Genomic DNA, 16,447 nt, shown 5'->3' with positions numbered 1-16,447 from the left:
TATTTTTGAGCACTTTTCTTTCACCCAATGGGTGAAAGCTGAATTTCGAAGGAATGCATATTTATCAAGGCTTTGATTATGCTTTTTGAAGTACTGACGTAGAATCTAGGTACACCTCATCGTTATGAGTCTTGTTTAGCAGTCGCTCATACTCGTTAAGCGCCCGGCGAATTTTTGCTAACGCTGTCGCTCTTTGTCTTAACGCGGCATACCTGCTTTCTACTTGCTGGATAAGCTCTTGTGCCCAAGCTGGCTCTTTCTTGAAGTGCGACATGCTGTAGGCGTGACCTCGGCCCTTCTTGATATGTGTTGATAGAACCCTTTTCTTTTGACCTGGAACCTGTTCGACAAATCTGTTGCGATACCACTCTGCAACGAGTGATACACCTAGAATGCGAACTCGTGTACCAACACGCCCTTGTTCGTCCTCCGATGCTTCTTCACGCGCAGACCTGTGCGCGTTCCAGTACATATCTGCTTCCTGCTGTGCTTCGACAGCAAGAACAGCTATAGCGTGATCCAGCTTGCTCCGTAACTCCGTGACAAACTCTCGACCTTCTGCCTCAAGCAGATCTTCTGTTATCTCGGATCGTTCTTCTTCGAGCTTAGGATCTAGCAGATCCAACCATCGCTCTTTTGGTAGACTCACTTCAAAACCCTCCCAATTCCTATCCAATTCCTATCCACATAACTATCTATCTGGAATTTAAAGCTGATTATTCCAATATTGGAATCTAATCCTGTTACTAGGCTACCCCATCTTTGGAATTTGTCAAATACCCCTCTATCTATCTGGAATCTTACAGCCTTAATTCAGATGCCCATAATTTCTATGTGAATCCACTAGGCAAGATTCCAGATAGATTGGATAAAAAACCATAAGATTCCAAATATTTACGAGATCACTATGGGTACTGGTAAAGGAGTGCTTGATATGTGGTGGGGTGCTGTCGTCATTAATTTATCTATCCGTGCAGCATACCCACATGTATGGCCGGTTATAAAACCCAAAAGCCACCGAAAAGCAATCTAAACGCCCCTTTTGGGCAACTACAGAGGCTATATAGGCCTTAGTCAGGCTGTATTCTCTCTCCAACAAGAGAAAGACAATCGAAAAGCAATCAAAAAGCAATCTTTGGAGGATTTCATGAATCAGTTTGTTATGGGTTTGGATATTGGCTACTCCAACCTGAAAATGGCTATGGGTCATAAAGGTGAAGAAGCTCGTACTGTTGTTATGCCTGTTGGCGCTGGTCCACTGGAACTGATGCCACAGCAGTTAACTGGTGGCGCTGGGACCTGTATTCAGGTTGTGATTGATGGGGAGAAGTGGGTTGCTGGTGTTGAACCTGACCGTCTGCAAGGGTGGGAGCGAGAGCTTCACGGTGACTACCCATCAACGAAACCGTATAAGGCTCTTTTTTACGCTGCACTTCTGATGTCGGAACAGAAGGAAATTGATGTGCTGGTGACAGGTCTTCCAGTAAGCCAGTACATGGAAGCGGAACTCAGAGAGGCATTGAAAGCTCGGCTGGAGGGTGAGCACCAGATCACACCTAAACGAACGGTAACGGTTAAGTCTGTCGTGGTTGTGCCTCAACCTGCCGGTGCTTACATGGATATTGTCAGCTCTACAAAGGATGATGACCTACTCGAAATTATTCAGGGAGGGAAAACTGTTGTTATTGACCCCGGATTTTTCTCTGTTGACTGGGTTGCGCTTGAAGAAGGTGAAGTTCGTTATCACTCATCTGGCACCAGCCTAAAGGCCATGTCGATGTTGCTACAAGAAACTAATCGACTCATCCAAGAAGACCACGGTGGTGCGCCTGGCATAGAAAAGATCGAAAAAGCAATTCGCGCCGGTAAGACTGAAATTTTTCTCTATGGTGAGAAGGTATCGATCAAAGATTACTTTAAGAAGGCTTCAGCCAAGGTGGCTCAAAACGCATTAGTCCCTATGCGTAAGTCAATGCGGGAAGACGGGATGGATGCTGATGTTGTTCTGCTGGCTGGTGGTGGTGCCGAAGCATACCAGGATGCAGCCAAAGAGCTTTTTCCTAAGAGTAGGATCGTACTACCCAAAGAATCCGTGGCATCCAATGCCAGAGGCTTCTGGTACTGCGGCTAATAGATAGGAGGTCGTAGTGGCTGGTAGCAAATGGGATGGGAAAATATCTAATCTGAATATTTCGGAGCAAGGATTTCCGGAGTTATATCGTGAGCTGTCCCAGATGCAGCACAAGGCGCGTAGTGATCGGCTGCGCGCACTTGCTCTATTGGGGCTTTATTCTCTTCGTTTTTCTGGCAACATTGGGTCTTTTGGGCAACCGAGTTCAGAGCATCAAATTGCTAAGTCTCAACCTGAGCAGTTGCAGGTTGAAGATAAACTGGACTCCAAGCGTGATCAACTTAAAGGAAAACTGATGGGCTCCGTATAACATGAAAGACCACGAGGAATTCTCTACGCTATCAGCGGCTGAACGTAGAGAATTAATAATCGCAGAGTTAAAGCGAAAAAGCCGGATACGCACTCTATTACGAGGTCTCCCGCTGGATGAAGTTCGGGAGATCATAGACAGAATGAAAGGTGTTCTTAATGAACTGGAGGAAGAGTACAAAAAGCGAGAAGAAGAAGAAAAAGAAAAGCGAGCTCAGGCCGAGCGAATAATGAGTGACATGGAATCATGTGGAGTGGACATCAATCTTCTCAATGAGATGTACACAAGCAAATCAGAACCTGATAATGCGAAATATTCAAAAGACGGCGTATCCTGGAGCGGTCAAGGCCGTCGCCCCGATGCCTTTAAGGGGTTGGGGCGTGTTGAGCTAGAACGCTTTCGTATACCGCAGAAAAAGTAAAAAAATGAGCGCCGCAAAGTTGAGGCGCTCATCTTTTAGTTGAAAATGTCATAGGCTACTCAAGCACACTCTTTCTCCCCACCACCATGCCTTCCTTGTTCCTTGCAGAACGGACACTCAACACAGGTTCTTTGATTGACAGAAGTGAAGTATGTGCATTTGCAATTATCGCATTCCTCCAGCATCGCGTCCCCACTTCGTAACTCAGAAGCAAGACACCAAGCGTCGGTAATATCAAATGGAGCCCATCGCGCACCTTTCATTCCTGGCACTTCTTTGCGAATAGCGTGATACATTCTGAACGCCTTATTTAGGGCTTTTATGTTCACAGAACGTAACACAGATTCCCCACCAATGTTGAAATAGAGCTGCATCAAAAGTGATGCCTGTATCTTGGACGTATGGCTATGGATAAGTGTCGCACCACCTCTGAACGTCCTGGACTTTCGCTCCAGAGTGTATCCATCCCTTTCCAAATCTTGATAAAGCCGTCGGACCTGCTTATAGGTCAGCCCTGTCTCGATCATGATAATTTTTGTGATGTATCCGGCGAGGGCCATGTGTCTAGCTGTAACCCACCGACCCAATGTGCCAGAGCTGCCAATGTTCATCTCCACCTCCCACGTCCCTGTAGAGACTGTTGCAGTTTTTTCAATACTGGGTGTGTTAACTCATCTCGACTATCATCAAGGATTTCTTCGATGATGCTGGGAGCAAAACGCAGTGTGAAGTGCGTCACTGTCGTTCCAGACATATGACGCAATTGACTATCTGTTGCTTTTGCTACCAGCTCCGAAAGCTCTCTCGACACCCCGAAAACTTCTTTAGCCATCTCCGGATCTCTCGAAGCAACGCGGTTAAATAGCAACCAATAGGCCGCATCAAACTCATCGACGCTATGATTGATGAAAACGACCGGATCATAGCCTCCTGATAGTCGTGTTAAGATGTTCTGTTCTGCTGTTTCCAGCTTGAAAGAAATCAGTACGCCAGAGGCAAGCGCTTCTAATTGGGAAGGTGTCGCCAGTGATAATTTTTGTACTGTGCCCATGCCCAAAGCAAATTGTGAGGCAGCGTCCTCTGGACGTTCTTTTGCCAGAGAGCAAAGCAGATTCCAAAGTGTAAGGTCAAATTCGTAGACGTTTCTGTCTGCTTTTTCTTGATCGAGGTTGACCGCTTTAGCATCCCAAGCCCCAATAATGTCTAGTTCTAACATTTAGCGCCCCCTTACAAATCACGAAGGTTGCGATAGATAGCCAAGACTCTACTACCATAGTTTCTGGCTCGGATTTCGTCTTCCCAGGCATGGTAGCGGCCAATACCAAGCTCCAAATCATTTGGAGATGACTGAATGGCTTCAGAAAGCACTTCTGCACCTACCATTACGTTGGTTACTGGGTTAAGAAGTTCTTCTGGTGAAGATACTCTGTGACCATTCCAACGGATGTTCACTTGCATGAACCCAATATCAATTGCCCGCCCATACTGTTGCTGAAATTCAGCCAACTTAGCCTTAGCCTGGTCTTCCGACTTGGCATAGAAAGGAAGCCCCGGAACGCGGAGCGTCCAAGGCCAAGGACTTATAGCGCCGTTACCTCGACCAGAAGCCGATTCGGCCAATGCGACCGAATACACCAGAAGAGGATCAAGGTTATGTGCTTTAGCCGCTTTGTCGAAGATAGTCCCACTAAGGTCAATAGCATTTGCTGTTGACGACAAGAGAGCCGCAGAAAGAACCAATACTTTTGCTTTGTTCTTCATTAGCTTGCTTCCTTATGTTTAATGGGTATTTCGTGTTCTTCGTCATACCGCTCCGGCCAAATCTCAGACGGTTTCATGCCCAAAGCTGTCGCTATCTCGTGCTCCCAACGTGGGCTGGGCTTGTAGAGTGCTGTAGACACCACCTGCCGAGAAGTTTTGTGTTTTCTACCCAATGCGGCTAGAGAAAGCCCCTGGATCTTTAATTTGTACTTGATCCATTCGCGTTTTTTCTCCGGGTCGATTGGGATTTCTATTACTTGGCATTTGTCCATTGTTGCCACCCCTAAAACTGAGTTATTACTAATACGGAAATTGCGTTATTTGATGAACGCTTTTAGAGATTCTCTATTGTCACAAACTGACATATTTTGCGCTCTTTATAAGCCCAAATAATGATGCAGCCAACAAAAGAAAGTCTTTAAAAACATACACTTAACTTTGTACCAGTAGTACAAAGTTACAATATTATTAGTAATCAATGAGATACAGAAACTGCGTCAGTAGTGTGACGGAAACAGCGCACGGGAGGTGCGATATTTTGGGATATTTAATAGCGTTTTGATATAAGTGATTTTATGGGTACAGCGAGGGCTGAAATTGCGAATACAGCAAGAGCTGAGGAGGGTAGGGAAGACAAAAGAGCGCCCTGACCGCACGAAGATGATGGAGTTTACAAAATGAGATATTTGGAAATAAAGACTCTGCGATGTTGCAGATAGGGACCAAAACGTTAGTAATGGCCTGTAGCATAGTTTATGCGATCTGTTTGACATGTTCAACTATGTAATGGTTTGTCAACAAATGCCTTGTTCCGTAAGGTCTGACTTTCACATGTGAAAGTTTCTGGGCGCATGATAATCATAAAAATTTTTGATGGAATGCTTACTTAGTAAGAAATAGTTAAATTTTCACAGTTGCATATTTTGATGCTGTGTTAGACTATAGGTAAAGAGTGAGGAGGTAGTATGAAACATATAGTCAATATTCTTCTGTTGGGAATGGTACTTCTGGGTATAGCCATGATGACTGATACGCCTTGGGGGCTTGGAGTTGCATTAGCTCCCTTTGCTGTTTGGGGAGGGCGATTCCTGTTGCTGATTCACCGGAGCATCTGGGCGTCAATAATCTTCTGGGGTGGTGTGGCATATTTCAGTTGGCAGGCTTCTCTTGTTGTTCTGGTTAGCTTTATTCTTGTGCAAACATTCAAAGCTGATAAGAGTGAAAGAGTGGGAAAGGTATGCAGCCGCAAGCGGAGAAAGGCTAAATATAACGATGATGAGATGCACCTATCTATTGATTCATCAGTAAGGTCTGGTTTAGGGCTTGGTTCAGGGATTGGTATAAGCGATGAATAAAAAAAGGAGGCTTTCGCCTCCTTTTTTATTGTCCGAATCGCTGGTTAGCTACATTGTAGCCTCTAACTGCTGTCAGGTAACTTCCTGATCGATCACCAGCTCCAGTTGAGTTCTGTAAGACGTTTACCAGTTTGTCTGTAAACTCCTCGTTTTGTTGTGAGAGAACAGGTTGTCCTTCTTGCATCATAGGTGTTCCGTCTGGATTACGTTCAGCGTATTCCATTTTTAGATTTTGAACGGCCTGGTTCATGTTTCCTTCATTTGTATCAAAGGACTCGGCATAAACAGCAGATTGAGCTGGAGTAAGGCCATAACGGCTTTGAGCGATAGATTGCATAGTCTCTTTGAACTCATCACCATACTGGTTCATAAACTGCTGTGCCGCTCCACCACCAGCTTCTGAAACTGAGGCAAGAGCAGCAGCATAAAAGGCCCCTCTTTCCTCAATACTCATACCTTTGGCTGCTTCTGATAGATCAGATTTCCCAGTAAGCCATTCTTTCGCAGTATCATAACCGCTCGCCGCTGCACCCATAACGTTGCGGCCAAGTTTAGCCATGCCGACTAGCGCATCCCCGGCCCAGCCAAACTCATCTTTGACTGCTTGGTCTCCACGCTGTGTCGCAGCGATAAACTGATCACGTTGTTCAGGCGTCATAGTCCTCATTTGATCCATCGCTTTAGAAAAAACCTCTGCGCCAACCTGGCTCCCAGCAATTAGAGCTCCACCAGCTTGTTCAGCCCTACGACCTAACCAATCCGAGGAGTTATCCCATGCGCCCCATGTTGAAGCGCTTTTGGACATTTCTGGAAGCGAATTCATAAGGTTATCCTGGGCTTTTTTAAGTTCAGGAGCTGATACATTTCGTTCTGTTTGCTGTGCTTGACTGTTAAGAGCTGATGTACCAGAAGCATGTTCACTTTGAACAAGAGGACTGTTCGTTGGTAACTGACCAGCTTCTGATGCAGGGTTGATTCCAGACATACCAGCCACATTCTCACGAAATCCAGGTTGTAAGTTGGGGCCACTGCCAACTGCCCCTTGCACCTGTTCTGGCAAACCTTGAACATTAGGACCTCCAATGCCGTTATTACCATAAGCATCGCCATTAAACGCTCCATTGCGACCAGATGCGGTATTAATAGCCTGTAGCGCGGCTTGATAACCACCAAGCTCCTTACCTTGTTCGTAGTTTTTGGAGTTGGTCATTGCAGTCATTCGCGCTGCTGCTTGTGCTACTTGGGGGGACATTCCGTAAGACTGGTATCTCTGCTGTAATGAAGATGCCTCGTCTTTAACAGACTGTGGTGCAGCATTACGGAAATAGTCGTTTAGTTGATTCATAGCCGCAGGAGTTTGCGCGACAGCACCACCGAGAGTTTTAAAGTCGGTGTTAGTCATTGACCCCATTTGATTCTGGAGTTGGCTCATTGTCGTGAAGGTATCTGATGCAGAAACCAACTCAGAAGCCGACTTTGACAAATTCTGGGAAAGGTTATCCCCCCATGTTTGCTTAAATGATTCGCTACCAGAGCGACTAAAACCCTGTGCTAATTGATTCGTCAACGCTTGGCTATCAGTCTGAGAATAACTAACACCTTTCATAAACTGCGATACATCGCTGGCTGACCAGCTAGAAGTATCAGAAGCTGATGATTCAGTAGAGCCACTGGCTCGTGCTTTTATGTCAATTAGATCGTTGTCACTACCTTGTCCACCACCAGATTCACCGACTGTAGCAAGCGCTGTACTTGATGATTTCACGCCTAGAGCATTTTTTGCGTTTGCTCTTAAACCTGCCATCTTACCCGGTATTTCGCTAAGACCTGCTTTGGCGGCTGCTCTAGCTGTGCCAACCATAGGCATAAGCATTGCCGCAGCCTGATCAACATCAAGAGTACCTACTGCTTGCATGGCAAATGCACCCTTTACAGCATCGGAGTGGGAGTCATCCACTTGGAACTGATCCGAAAAGTTCTTGGCTTGCTGGCTGATGAGCTGGCTCTGAGCTGTGTTTTGCGAAGATACATTGCGTCCTACATTGGAGAGTCTCGAATATGATTGATCCTGGCTCACTCCATCAGAAAAACCTCGCCCTAAGGTGCTCTGGAATGCCTCTGATTTCTGACTTTGTAACGCTTGAGCGGAACTAACCCCTGAGGCCAACGTGGAACCAAGGGAGAAGGTGCTGATCATGCTTTCTGCGCCGTTCGCCATCGCTCCACTGAACTGGTTGTGATTGTAAGCTGGCTGACTTTGCATGACCGGACCTTGCTTGAGGAGATCTGGTGTTTGAATCTTCTCATCAACATGGTCAGCCCCACTAATTCTTGATGCCAAGCTGGTAAAGGCATAGGTACTACCTGTGACGATAAACAGTGAAATTACTGGGGTGGCCGCTGCAAGCATCCCACCTGTAGCTATCCAGTGTTGCAACACATCCCCAGTCGAAGATAGTGCGTACATAGAATTTAGGCCAGAAGCGCTGAGGCTAGACATCTCGTTTGACGCTGCGGTATGGACAAAAAGGTTGATAATCGAGAGAACCGGCATCCAAAGTTGAATCCAGAGGATGGTTTGAACATATTTACCAGCCAACTGGAGTCCAAAACTGCCCATCACAATTATAAAGCCAATGATCGGGGTAATCGCGTAGATGAAACCCTCGAAAAAAGTCAGCATTGGGCGAACGACGGTCATAAACATAGACTGCTCTGTGGCCCATTGAGTGTTACGTTGCTGGATAGCTTGGTTAATCATCAAAGCAGAACCGTAGTCCTGGAGGTCCTGATAACGTCCTGCTGCTGCTTCGTAATAGAGAGGTTCCAGAACGGCGGCTTTCAGGTAGTCGATTGATGATGTGGTGGTTGCTCCCATCGCTTGAAGTGAATCGGTTAGCTTCGTTATGGCGTTATCGCCAGTTGATGTGTCAATACCTAGCAGGTTGTTCAGAGCATCTACAACAACTGGACTGCTCAGGTTGGCCGTCACAGTGCTAATTGCAATCCATCCGTCTGTACAGGTGTAGTCTGCTCCATCGGGGTTTGATGTGGACAAATACAACCGAGTTCCGTAGAGCTGCGAGTTGAAACGCAAAGCTGAATCAGTCGAACGGTTCATTAACTCGTCAAGGGACATTAGATTTAGATCTACTTTTGTCAATGTGCATTCCCGGATGTAATTGTTCCAGGAGCGTCTCACGTCAACGTAGCCGCCGCCATTTGCTGAATTAAGAGCTGTGAATACTCCAGTGTCATAGGCTCGTCTTCTTACGTCGTTTAGTAGTTTCAAAGTTTCGGAAAAATGGCTTTCAGTGACATTGGGCACGATCACGCCATAACCTGTTTCAAATAAACTGGTGATGGTATATCCCACATTCGAAATAACACCACCAGCGAAACCAACACCAATAGGCACGTTGGCGACAACTCGAACTTGCCCGGTGTATGCGTCTTCGATAGTTACTGTTGTAACAGGTCCGAAGAAGCAAGCATAAAGAATCCAGCCCACAAAAACTTGCTGAATGTTTATTTGCTTTGCACCTTGGAAGACTGACTGAATGCAGATCAATAAGATGCCAAGAAGCAGGCCAATACTGACCATTTTCTCGAAATCTCCAGTTCCGGTGATCATTGATACTGCAATCAGGATTTGCTCCAGAAAAGCAGAGTCACCGATAGAGTAGATTGAAAAAGCTCCCATTCCAATTGCTCCTTAGTTCGTGCTAGGAGGATTGGACAAAGTTGCGAGCATGTATTTCTGCTTGCGGATGTTGTCCAATAGGTTGTTATATTTCTCAATTTGGCTCGCTAGATCGCCGTACTGAGAGGACAGCATTGTGTATTCGCCACGTATTTGCTGTTGTGATTGAGAGAGAAGATCCAGAGCCTCCTTTTTGTAGGGTGAGTTGCTGTTTGCCATTGCAATGCGAGCGGCACGGAAAAACTCTTCCGAAAAGCTATACATCATTGCTAGGGCTATCGCTCCGGATGACTCGGTGGCAAAAAGGTTTGCGCCGTCTTGCGAAAGAACGGACAAGTTGCGGACAATGGTGCCTAAACCACCAGGGAGGTTAGATACAAAGGCTTTTTCCGGGTCGGTCAATGTTCCTGAGTTAGTTGCGTATTTGTAGATAACTCCGGGAGTGGAACTGGTTCCTAGCAGCATATCCGTGATTTGGTTCTTAATTCCTTTGAGAGCGACTGTTTTATTGGTGGTTCCAGCACTCAAACAGTTGGTCGTATCGCTATCACAAGAATAGATCTCAACAGAACCTCCTGAAATGAGGTCTGAAAGGGTGATCTTGTTGCCAGGCAAAGTCGTCAGAGGTGTAGTTTTTGCGCCCGTTCCAGTCGAGTTAGGGTCGTTGACAAGATCACCAATGATTACCGTGCCGGTTAAAGACATGATCGATTCAAGCAGGGTGTTATCTCCGTACTGGAACCAGGTGTTTGCGTTGTTGCTCTTTAGTTGCTTCCAAACAATGTTGCCAATCATTTTGTTGTATTCATCAGGCTTGTTGGCTTTTAGTTCTTCCAGAGGGCTCTTACCGCTGGTTTCCTGTTTGGACCCGAAAAAGTCTTCATACAAGCCGGAGGTTGTGGCGGTGATAGAAGCATCGGTTTTGTGCTTAACGTCCATACTGCTGGTTAGGTCGTTTACGATCCCTTGCGCTAGTTGGCAGGAATTTCCTAGATGTTGGTTGAGTGCTTGCACCTTCTTTTGGAAGTTCTCTATCCATTTAGCCCCATCAGGGAAAACGTTATCCAGTGCAAGCTGGAAGGCATAGCCTTTGGCATTTGCTGCGACAGCACGAAGAAGCTGGACGATTTGATCGGCATTAATAAATGAAAGTGACCCACCGAATAGGTCCACACCACCACAACCTGCTTTCCATGATGGAGGTGCAAAACTCACCAAATTCTCGTCAAAGATACGAGTCTTGGCAGTGAATCGTCCACCAGCTAACACACCGCGCCGCTGGCTTTCATAAACACCAGGCGGTGTTGTATTACTCATTTCATTAAACAGCTTGTCCATTTGAGATTGTAGGCCGTTAGATGCCATAGCTCCTGTTGGAGCAATAAAGAGACTGGTCGCCACACTTAGGGCAATCAGGCTCCTTTTTAATGTCTTGTGCGTGACCATTTTAGTTCTCCTGTAATTTGTCCCGGATGTACTTCATTAGTTGTTCCGGTGGTACGAAGTTGTCTTTGTCTCCGCTCGCTTGTGATAGCTGTTGGAGGTCAGACCCCAACTCTGGTGATGCCAAGCGTTCGGCTATGTTGTTTTCTAGGTTGAGCACCGGACGAGTACGGTTGAACTCTTCGTCTGATACCCAGCCGTTGCGTTTAGCTGCGACCAAAATCCGGTGGTTCAGCTCAGGAAGTGACATTGGTCCTTGTCCTATCGGGGCGAATTGACCATCCGGAGACGCTAGGTAAACAGCAGGGAAAGTTACGATGCCAAGTTGTTTGGCATGGCCTTCATCGGTTTTGTAATTAGGAAAGATTCCACTGGGGAGAGGTTTACCATCCATAGACACAGGGATAATCGAGAAGCCTTCACCTTGTTCAAGCATTTTGATGAGCGGAGCTTGTAATTCGCTGTAGTCGTCATCTGACTTGTAGAAGAAGAATATCCCCACACGGTCGGCAACACTTTTGAGCAGCATATTTTTGGCGTTGCCAGCATCTCGATCCACCTGCTGTGAAGCAAACGTGGCCGCTGGGCGTCTGGTTATCTCATCCAAAAAGGGATCACCAACAACAGCAAGCTCTGTTGCATCGGAAAACTGCTCTGAGCGGTCTATTGCAAATCTTTGCAAGTAGAGGAACGTCCTGACGTTTTCAACAGTCGGGTCGTTCCAAGCTAGATCTTTGTACTTGGGTAAGTTCTCTCGGAACCATTTTGCCGAAAACATTTCTGGACCGCTCGGCTGTGGATCGGTAGGCTTCGACGGCGCTGGCTTCGATTCTGCCACCGGCTTCGGTTTAGGCTTTTCGGGTTTCTTCTCTGGCTCTTTTGGCTCTTCTTTGTACCAGAACCAACCCTCTTCTTTTCGCTCATAAAAACCTGAGCTAGTGCTATCTTGAGCCCAAGCCTGGTGTGATGCCCCCAGCGTGAGCGATGCTAGGAGCAGTAAGTTCAAAGGTGATTTTTTCATAGTCTCACGCACGTATTTTCCCATGTTGGTTATGGTAGAGGTGGGCGGCGTGAAATTAGGCAGGTGTAAGCGCCCATTTAGGGCGCTTAGAGCGTTTTATTTGTCAACTTTCACATGTGAAAGAATTGACCAAGCTATTTGGACGTGTCCTCTTCAACTTCTTTGGCCTCAGCAGCCATCTTTATCTGCTTTTCGACTAATCGCTTTTGGGTAATGTAGCGGATAACCATCTCTACAGCGCTGTTCAAGGCGAGGATACGCATCGACCTGGTGGAGGCGACGTAGAGCAAGTTTATTTCGTCATCACGAGCCATAGGGTCGAGTTCAGGGTCAAGGACATCAGGAAAGTCGTCATAGAGCTGAACAAAGTCCCATTCAAGCCCTTTGCAGCGATGGGCAGTCGAAACCGTAATATCGGCACCAAACTCTTCTTTGACTGTATTTCGTCGAAGAACAGTGAGTCGCTCAGGTATTTCATCGTAGCTGTTGATGATTTTGACAGCTCTCATCATCTCGGGGTCTTTTGTCGCTTTGGCTACTTCTTGATACTCAAAGTAGTCTTCATATTCATCAAGCAATTTCTTATTTTTGACCCGTTCAGGTTCAGCCATCGAGAACCAATACAAGTCCTGGAGCTCGTTAATCTGGTAAGCGTCAATTCCACCCACCCAGAAAACTTGTGAACCTGCTTCGGTAGCAGATAGAGCAGTTTCAATGACACCCATTACGGTTCGGTGAAGTATTGCTCGATGGCCCACATCGCCTGGTAAAAACATAACTACCTGATCTGCTGGCCCCCGGCCAATGACTGGGCGAGTTTCACCTTTGAGTTCAAGAAGAGCGTTTGCCACAAGCGACACGTTGGGACCAAAGCGGAAGCTATGAGTGAGATAGAGTTGATCGGCGTTCATAAGTTCTTTGCTATCAAGAGCGTTGTTTGCTCCTCTGAACCTATAGATCTGCTGGTGGCGGTCTCCAACCAATATTACCTTGCAGTTCTGCTGCAAAACGATACTGCTTGTGACAGGGTTTGCGTCCTGAGCTTCGTCAAAAAGAATAGTCGTGTACCGGCGAGAAAGATTTGGCATACCTAGTTGATACTGCTTTAGGTAGCAGTCGTGGACAGTAGGGAACGGATCTTCGGCGTTGGTCATGCGCTTCCATATAAGCTCAGCACCCTCAATCACTTGTATTTGGTATCTCTCCTGTTTGGATGTAAGCAACTTGCCAGTGTCAGCACGAGCAAAATGAGTATAAAGAATCCGCGTGTCAGCGCTGCACATAAAGGCGTTGAGCGTGTCAATAATGTCTTTGGCAAAGGTCCAGTTCTTCGTATTTACCGCTTGCGCTATATCGGTAAGTCTTAGGTTGCCGGTGAGTTTATGCTGATAGCTTCTTCCAATAGTGGCGTATGCAAGCTGATGGGATGTTTTGCAGTCCACGTTTGCAGGAAACTTCTCTCTGGCCTCGTCGCGGATGGCTCGGTTGTATGCCAAATAGAGGATTCTGGAATTGAGGTTGTTGTGGGCATATTTAACCAACGTAGTTGTTTTACCCGTACCAGCGTAAGCCTTAACGACAAGTCGAGGCCCTTTATACTGAGTGATCAGTGATTGTTCGGGTGTATCAGGAGGTAGTTGCTTCATGAAACCTCCTACGCCAAACACATCTGAAAAGTGATGCGTTTCCTTTGTGTTGAGATGAAGGTGCTGACCCGCTTTTCTTCTCGGGGGAGTGATACTTCACAATCCAGATCTGTCCACCAGTCTGGGGCGTTACCCTGGGCCACTTCTGCAACCCAGACATGCAGCCGGTGTAACCAGCCATCGTCACCAATAGACGCAGAGGCTAGTTTCATAGCCTCCTCGATATTGGCTTGAAGAGCAGCCGCTCTGCTTCGCCACTCTTCTGAATATTTAGCCTTACGCGCCATCAGTTTTCCTCTTTCTTTTTCCCTCCCTTGCCAGCTTTAACGAGTTCTAACTCTAACCCCGAAATTTTGGTCAGCGCCTCATTGAGTCTCTGTTCAAGGTTCCTGGTCTGCTGGTCTTTTTCCTGTAACTGACCAGCAATAACGCCTTTGTCTTGAACAAGAGAGCGAGCTTCCGCTTCGGCGCTAGAGAGTTTAGATTCCAGCTTTTGGACATCACCAGATAGACGCTGGCACTCTCGTTCTAAGGATTCGCCATGAGCTTTGGCTGTGGCGAGGGAGTCCTGTGATTGGGCCAATTTGGCCTGTGTATTTTCGAGCTGCTCTTTTAACGCTTTATTTTGCTCGTGAGCTGCCCGGAGTTTTTCAGTCTGCTCTATACTCTTGCCTTTTTGAGCAGCTAACTCACCCTCTGTAGTTGCCAATTTTTGGCTCAAAGAGCGATTTTCGATTTGAGCTTGCTCTAAGTGGTCCTGAGCTCGGGTAAGTTCGGTGGATTTCGCTTCCAACTTTCCTTCCAAATCCATGATCCGCTTTTCTAGTTTTTCTATGTCATTTAGAGAGCGTTCTAACTCCGCAGATTTGAGTGATAACGAGCTCTCAGTTTTAGCAAGAGCAGCATCACTCTCTGCTTTTTTGTTGGTTATAGCCTCAAGCTGCTCTTCCAAAAGCTCAGATTTTTCTGTGGCATCATTAGCCATATCCACGGCTTGCTGCATGTCTTCTTGGAACTCAATCTCTTTTTGGCGCAGAAGCTCTCGCTCGCGTTCAAGCTGATCATCGGCACTGGCTTTTGCAACAGTGTATATTTTCTGGAGAAAGAGCTGAGCATCACTCATAACCGATTCAGGTAGAATCACTTCTACGGGGTCATCATCGAGAGAATGTTCCTCTGACCACTGTTTTAGAAATGTTGATATGGTGGTGTAGCTTCCCTTGCCAATGAGATCTCTGACCGCGATGAGAGTTGGACGTTTACCTGCGTCTTTGAGCCGCTGTGCCGCTGCTGCTACATCGTCGTACTCAACTAATTTTCTAGCCATAATAACGTTCCTTTCCCTCTCGGTAATTACGATAATTACCGTAATATGATAATTATCGTAATTATACATTAAAGCAAGATAGATTGAAATTATTTCGTCTGGATAAAACCCTTCCGTGCTGAGAAGGGTTTTGTTACATGGTCACGTTTACTCAGGGGTAGATTCGATGGTGACGCCGCCAAAGGTGCCAAGGATTTCAGAGGCCGACTTATCCGAGCGTGTTTTGCGCTGTTCTGATGCGTCGAAGCTGCGAAGCATTTTGAGCTCAACATCCTTGTCTTGTAGCAGAATCAGGGGCATGGGCGCGGTAACGGTTTTGAGTACGCCTGCGGCCATGACGTTTGCTACCGGCTGCACTTTTACCTCCCTTCGCTCCCGGAGGTAAGGCTCTGGAGTGCTGACTATCCTCTGGATAAGTTGTTCAAGGGGAAGCTGATAGTCAGCACCAGAGCGTTCAAGCTCCTCTCTTATTCGTTGCAAGAGTTCTTCTTTCACTGGCTTCTTTAAAGAGTCCTTCCGTTGCCAGGTGAAGCGGATAGAGTCGATGTCGCCACTGGAATAGCATCGGATTTGCCTGTAAAGGTGAAGTGTCATTACTCCAGGGCAGTCTACTCGAAGTGCTTCAAACCGCTCTTGCCTGGAGGGGTATGTAGAGATAATGAACTCTTCTATACCGGCTTTGGCCGCATTGATACGATCAACTGTTGCAGCAATTTCAGCAGCCAGCCCGACTTTGGAAGGGGAGAACCATAGGACCCCCACTGTGCGCCTGGCAGACTTCTGCGAATAGTCTGGGTTGATGTGCAGATCTTTGTAGCTATGCGCTGCGAGTTCAAGAGCTTCGCGTCCTATTTGTTCCGTCACGACAATATTGTTGATACGCTCATTCTCCATTCCCTTTCTGGTAGGGGGGATGGCCGCAACTTTTGCGTACCGTGGTGGTAGTCGTTTGATAATGGAAGACAGGTTCGTTAAGTCCCGGCACATGGCCGAGAATTGTTCTGAAATGAAGTTTTTAGCCATGTTGCCGCCTGTGTGTGGGTTTGTTCTAACAGATTATTGGTTACATAGTAGACAGTATTAGACCATCATGCAACGAGGGGAGGAAGCAAGAATACGCCTTCGCTTCGCTTCGGCGGGTGTCCTGTTTGACCTTCGTGTGTGAGATTAGATTGAGAAAGAGAGAGAAAAAGAGAGAAAGAAGAAAAGCGCGGGTCAGGGGTGTGAAGCCCAATGGTACGAAAACGTACGCTAAGGCCATTTGTCCAGCTCCGGTGGTTGTTTCAGCGGCCTCAGTTGCCCATTTAGTACTTGTTCAGTAAGGGTAAA

The 16,447-nt window shown here is 46.7% G+C and carries 16 protein-coding genes; 4 read left to right on the top strand and 12 right to left on the bottom strand.

Annotated elements, in window-relative coordinates; genetic code table 11:
- Positions 1-76 precede the first annotated feature (76 nt).
- Positions 77-649 carry a conjugative transfer protein MobI(A/C) gene (gene mobI / locus M0413_RS22035; RefSeq protein WP_249555635.1) on the bottom strand — a complete coding sequence of 191 codons (573 nt, stop codon included), beginning with the start codon at positions 647-649 and terminating at the stop codon, positions 77-79.
- 498 nt (positions 650-1,147) lie between these two features.
- On the opposite strand from mobI, the gene M0413_RS22030 reads away from it, so the two are divergent.
- From M0413_RS22030 to M0413_RS22020, 3 genes are read left to right on the top strand one after another with little or no spacing between them, the layout of a single operon-like run.
- Entirely contained in the window at positions 1,148-2,131 is a 984-nt protein-coding gene (locus M0413_RS22030; protein WP_036845016.1) for a ParM/StbA family protein, read from the top strand.
- Positions 2,132-2,147: 16 nt separating this feature from the next.
- Positions 2,148-2,441 carry a KPHS_p301480 family protein gene (locus M0413_RS22025; protein ID WP_071681566.1) on the top strand — a complete coding sequence of 98 codons (294 nt, stop codon included), beginning with the start codon at positions 2,148-2,150 and terminating at the stop codon, positions 2,439-2,441.
- Between the two features lies 1 nt (position 2,442).
- Complete coding sequence (locus M0413_RS22020) at positions 2,443-2,862, top strand: H-NS family histone-like protein (RefSeq protein WP_071681568.1); 420 nt, start codon at positions 2,443-2,445, stop codon at positions 2,860-2,862.
- A gap of 59 nt (positions 2,863-2,921) precedes the next feature.
- On the opposite strand, the gene M0413_RS22015 is transcribed toward M0413_RS22020, so the two are convergent.
- From M0413_RS22015 to M0413_RS22000, 4 genes are read right to left on the bottom strand one after another with little or no spacing between them, the layout of a single operon-like run.
- On the bottom strand, positions 2,922-3,422 hold the full coding sequence (locus tag M0413_RS22015; RefSeq protein ID WP_349628510.1) for a FlhC family transcriptional regulator: 501 nt from the start codon (positions 3,420-3,422) through the stop codon (positions 2,922-2,924).
- A gap of 47 nt (positions 3,423-3,469) precedes the next feature.
- Entirely contained in the window at positions 3,470-4,078 is a 609-nt protein-coding gene (locus M0413_RS22010) for a flagellar transcriptional regulator FlhD (protein WP_249555631.1), read from the bottom strand.
- A gap of 11 nt (positions 4,079-4,089) precedes the next feature.
- Positions 4,090-4,623: a transglycosylase SLT domain-containing protein gene (locus tag M0413_RS22005; protein ID WP_249555628.1), complete on the bottom strand. Its 534-nt coding sequence runs from the start codon at positions 4,621-4,623 to the stop codon at positions 4,090-4,092.
- Positions 4,623-4,895 carry a helix-turn-helix domain-containing protein gene (locus tag M0413_RS22000; RefSeq protein ID WP_249555626.1) on the bottom strand — a complete coding sequence of 91 codons (273 nt, stop codon included), beginning with the start codon at positions 4,893-4,895 and terminating at the stop codon, positions 4,623-4,625. Before M0413_RS22000 ends, M0413_RS22005 begins: the two co-directional genes overlap by 1 nt.
- A gap of 693 nt (positions 4,896-5,588) precedes the next feature.
- Here M0413_RS22000 and M0413_RS23055 point away from each other — a divergent pair.
- Entirely contained in the window at positions 5,589-5,978 is a 390-nt protein-coding gene (locus M0413_RS23055) for a permease (protein WP_349628509.1), read from the top strand.
- A gap of 25 nt (positions 5,979-6,003) precedes the next feature.
- On the opposite strand, the gene M0413_RS21990 is transcribed toward M0413_RS23055, so the two are convergent.
- The 7 genes from M0413_RS21990 to M0413_RS21960 form a co-directional block, all read right to left on the bottom strand.
- A complete protein-coding gene (locus tag M0413_RS21990) occupies positions 6,004-9,681 on the bottom strand; it encodes a conjugal transfer protein TraG N-terminal domain-containing protein (protein WP_249555624.1) in 3,678 nt (1,225 codons plus the stop codon).
- A gap of 12 nt (positions 9,682-9,693) precedes the next feature.
- Positions 9,694-11,127 carry a conjugal transfer protein TraH gene (locus M0413_RS21985; protein ID WP_249555622.1) on the bottom strand — a complete coding sequence of 478 codons (1,434 nt, stop codon included), beginning with the start codon at positions 11,125-11,127 and terminating at the stop codon, positions 9,694-9,696.
- Position 11,128: 1 nt separating this feature from the next.
- Complete coding sequence (gene traF / locus M0413_RS21980) at positions 11,129-12,145, bottom strand: conjugal transfer protein TraF (RefSeq protein ID WP_349628508.1); 1,017 nt, start codon at positions 12,143-12,145, stop codon at positions 11,129-11,131.
- 134 nt (positions 12,146-12,279) lie between these two features.
- Complete coding sequence (locus tag M0413_RS21975; protein ID WP_249555618.1) at positions 12,280-13,791, bottom strand: UvrD-helicase domain-containing protein; 1,512 nt, start codon at positions 13,789-13,791, stop codon at positions 12,280-12,282.
- Between the two features lie 8 nt (positions 13,792-13,799).
- Positions 13,800-14,078 (bottom strand): hypothetical protein, encoded by a 279-nt coding sequence (locus tag M0413_RS21970; RefSeq protein ID WP_071681580.1) that lies wholly within the window; start codon positions 14,076-14,078, stop codon positions 13,800-13,802.
- Positions 14,078-15,118, bottom strand: a complete 1,041-nt coding sequence (locus tag M0413_RS21965) for a DNA-binding protein (protein WP_119828766.1) — start codon at positions 15,116-15,118, stop codon at positions 14,078-14,080. Before M0413_RS21965 ends, M0413_RS21970 begins: the two co-directional genes overlap by 1 nt.
- A 147-nt stretch (positions 15,119-15,265) precedes the next feature.
- Complete coding sequence (locus M0413_RS21960) at positions 15,266-16,141, bottom strand: DNA replication terminus site-binding protein (RefSeq protein ID WP_022635564.1); 876 nt, start codon at positions 16,139-16,141, stop codon at positions 15,266-15,268.
- Positions 16,142-16,447 lie beyond the last annotated feature (306 nt).

Source organism: Shewanella sp. 8A, assembly GCF_023475945.1.
GTDB lineage: Bacteria > Pseudomonadota > Gammaproteobacteria > Enterobacterales > Shewanellaceae > Shewanella > Shewanella xiamenensis.
Note: the sequence above shows the minus strand (reverse complement) of the source record. Positions and strands in the feature narration are given on the sequence as shown.